Origin of the sequence: Streptomyces bungoensis (genome assembly GCF_001514215.1) — a bacterium.
Lineage (GTDB): Bacteria > Actinomycetota > Actinomycetes > Streptomycetales > Streptomycetaceae > Streptomyces > Streptomyces bungoensis.
On sequence record NZ_KQ948894.1, the window covers coordinates 1,433 to 4,853 of the forward strand.

The following is a 3,421-nucleotide window of genomic DNA, read 5'->3' on the forward strand; positions in this document are numbered from 1 at the left end:
TTGCGGGGGCCGGCCATGACGGTGGCGCCTGCGGCGATGGCGAGGCGGCACTCGTCCTGGCGCAGGGCCTGGACGGCGAGGTGCAAGGCCACCAGGGACGAGGAGCACATGGTGTCCACGGTGACGGCGGGTCCCTCGAAACCGAGGGTGTAGGCGATCCGGCCGGAGAGCACCGCTCCGGAGCCGCCCGTCAGCATGTGCCCCTCGACCCGGTCGCGGGCATGGGCGGCGGCAGCGCCGTAGCCCTGGTCGCTGCTGCCGACGAAGACGCCGGCCTGCTCGCCGCGCAGGGTGCCCGGGTCGATGCCGGCCCGCTCCAGCACCTCCCAGGAGGTCTCCAGGAGCAGCCGCTGCTGCGGATCCATCACGGTGGCCTCACGCGGCGCGATGCCGAAGAAGGCGGGATCGAAGTCGGCGGCGTCGTAGAGGAACGAACCGGACCGGGTGTAGCTGGTGCCCTGGTGCTCGGGATCCGGGTGGTACAGGTTCTCCAGGTCCCAGCCCCGGTCCGCGGGCAGCTCCGAGACGGTGTCCACGCCGGCGACGAGCAGTTGCCAGAAGTCCTCGGGGGTGTGGGCGTTGCCGGGGAAGCGGCAGCTCATCGAGACGATGGCGATGGGCTCCTGCCGGCGGGTCTCCACCTCCTGCAGGCGTCGGCGGGCCTGCCGCAGATCGGTAGTGACCAGCTTGAGGTAGTCGCGGAGCTTGTCCTCGTTAGCCATGAACGTCATCAGTCCCTAGAGCAGGCCCGAAGGCTGGAAGTCACCCGTACGGCGTTGGCAACGGGCAGATCGGAGGGGATGGTGCGAAGGAGTCGAACGGGCGGGAGCCGAAGGCCGGACGGGCCCCGGGGAGGGGTCGGCCCGTCCGGCCGGTCTAGTTGAGGCCGAGTTCCTTGTCGATCAGGTCGAACATCTCGTCGTCGGAGGCGGCGCCGAGCAGTGCGTCGTCGCGGTCGCCGTCGGCTGCCGCGGACTCCGCCGGGCTGTCGGAGAGCCGCCACAGCAGGGCTTGCAGCCGGGCGGTGATCCTGCTGCGGGCCGCGTCGTCGCCGGGGCCGAGCGAGGTGACGGCGTTTTCCAGCTCGTCCAGTGCCCGTACGTCCTGTCCGGCGGCGTGCTCCGGGTCCGGGGCGAGTTCGGTCAGCAGACGCTCGGTGAGAGCGGCCGGTGTCGGGTGGTCGAAGACCAGGGTGGCGGGCAGTGCGAGCCCGGTGGCCTCCTTCAGCCGGTTCCGCAGCTCCAGGGCGGTGAGGGAGTCGAATCCCAGGTCACGGAAGGCCTGGCCGGGACTGATCGCACCGGTGCCGGCGTGGCCGAGGACTCCCGCGACCTGGCTCCGGACGAGCTGGAGCACCGTCCGCTCCTGCTCGGCCCGGCTCGCGCCGGCCAGCCGGTCGGCGAGCGCCTGCGCCGGACCGGCGGCCGCCCGGCCGTCGGCGCCCGCGCCCTCGGCGGCCGTGCGGGCCGCTTCGGCGGCGATCTCGCGGACGTCGGGAATCTCGTCGAAGAGACGGCGGCGACGGGCGGCCGAGTACGCCGACGCGAACCGGTCCCAGAGCACGTCCGCGACGACCAGGGACGTCTCGTCGTGGGCGACCGCCTGCTGCACCGCGCCGACGGCCACCTCCGGGTCCATGGTGGGCACGCCGTGGCGGCGCAGCCGGTCGCCCTCGGTGGCGTGGACCATACCGCCGCCGGCCCAGGCGCCCCAGGCGATGGCGGTCGCCACTCGGCCCCGGCTGCGGCGCCACTCGGCGAACGCGTCGAGGTAGGCATTGGCCGCGGCGTAGGCGGAGTGACCGCCGTCGCCCCAGACGCCCGCGCCGGAGGTGAACAGGACGAAGGCCTCCAGCGGCTGGTCCGCGAGCAGCGCGTCCAGGTGGACGGCACCGGCCGTCTTCGCCTCCGCCACCTCGCGCAGCGCCTCGGGATCGGTCTCCTCGACGGCGACCGCCGGCGGTTCCACGCCCGCAGCGTGCACCACCGCCCGGACGGGTGCGCTCTCCGGAACGTCCGCGAGCACCTTGGCCAGGGCGCCCCTGTCGGTGATGTCGCAGGCGGCGATGGTCACGCGGGCACCCAGCGCGGTGAGCTCCGACTCCAGCTCGGTGGCGCCCGGCGCGTCCGGGCCCCGGCGGCTGAGCAGCAGCAGATGCTCGGCACCGGTCGCGGCGAGCCGCCGGGCGAGGTGTGCGCCGAGGGCTCCGGTGCCGCCGGTGATGAGAGTCGTGCCCGAGAAGCCGACGGCACGCTCCACCGCGTCGGCCTCGACCGGCTTGCGGATCATGCGGCGTACGTACAGGCCGTCCGCCCGCACGGCGAACTGGTCCTCGTCCTCTTCGCCCGCCAGGCCGGCGAAGAACCGGTTCCAGGTGTGCGTGTCGAGTTCGGCGACGGGTGCTGCCGCGGGTGCGTCATCGGACTCCGTGCCGCGTCCCGTGTCGGAGCCTGGTGACAGCGGGAGGTCGATGAGGCCGCCCCAGCGGTGCGGTTGTTCCAGGCCGTGGACCCGGCCGAGTCCCCAGACGGCGGCCTGTTCCGGAACGGGTCCGCCGGCAGGCGCCCCGGCCGGTCCGGGCACCGTCACCGCTCCTCGGGTCACCGTCCACATCGGCGCCTGCGCCTCCGTGTCCGCGAGCGCCTGTATGAGCAGCAGGGTCGCCGTGGTGGCCTCCAGCGCGCCCGGAGCGGGTTCCTCGTCGGCGGCCGGCACTCCGTCAGCGGCGAGCGGGAGCAGGTTGAGCACCGCTTCGGTCGCCGGGCCGCGCTCCAGTGCCTCGTTCAGGCGTGCCGCGAGGGCGGTGCGGTCGTCGTTCACCGCGTCGAAGACGACCGTTTCGACGGCTTCGACCCCCTCGCGCTCGGCCAGGCGCGCGACCACCTGAGGGACCACATCACCGGCGACGGTGTCACCGCCCGGCAGGACGGCCAGCCAACGCGACGGCAACGGAGCGGGTACGGCGTCGGTGGCGCGGGCCGGCTGCCAGGTCACGGTGTAACGCCAGGAGTCCAGGAGCGCACTCTCCCGCCTGCGCCGACGCCACTCGGCCAACACGGGCAGCACCGGTACCGCGGATCCCAGCGTCTCGCGTCGCTCCGGGGCCAGGTCGAGGGCGTCGGCCAGGGCTTCGAGATCGTTGGACTCGACCGCCTCCCAGAAGCGTGCGTCGACGTCGTCACCGGACGCTCGTACGGTCTCGGGCCTGGAGACGGAGCCGAGGAGGTCGGGGACGTCGAGCCAGTACCGGCGGTGCTGGAAGGCGTACGTCGGCAACGCCACCACCCGGCCACCCCGACCGGCCAGCACCCGTGTCCACTCCACCGGAACACCCCGCACCCACGCCTCGGCCAGAGAGGTCAGGAACCGGTCCGCACCACCCTGATCACGCCGCAGACTGCCCACGACCACCGCATCCGGA

General features: G+C 73.5%; 2 protein-coding genes. Both read right to left on the reverse strand.

The genetic code is table 11. The features are described from left to right. Window positions 1–722, reverse strand: a 722-nt coding sequence (locus tag AQJ66_RS36475) for a beta-ketoacyl synthase N-terminal-like domain-containing protein (protein WP_208611547.1), incomplete at its 3' end; no start/stop codon positions are given. Between the two features lie 154 nt (window positions 723–876). Then, a partial coding sequence (locus tag AQJ66_RS36480; RefSeq protein WP_208611546.1) for an SDR family NAD(P)-dependent oxidoreductase occupies window positions 877–3,421 on the reverse strand: 2,545 nt, incomplete at its 5' end.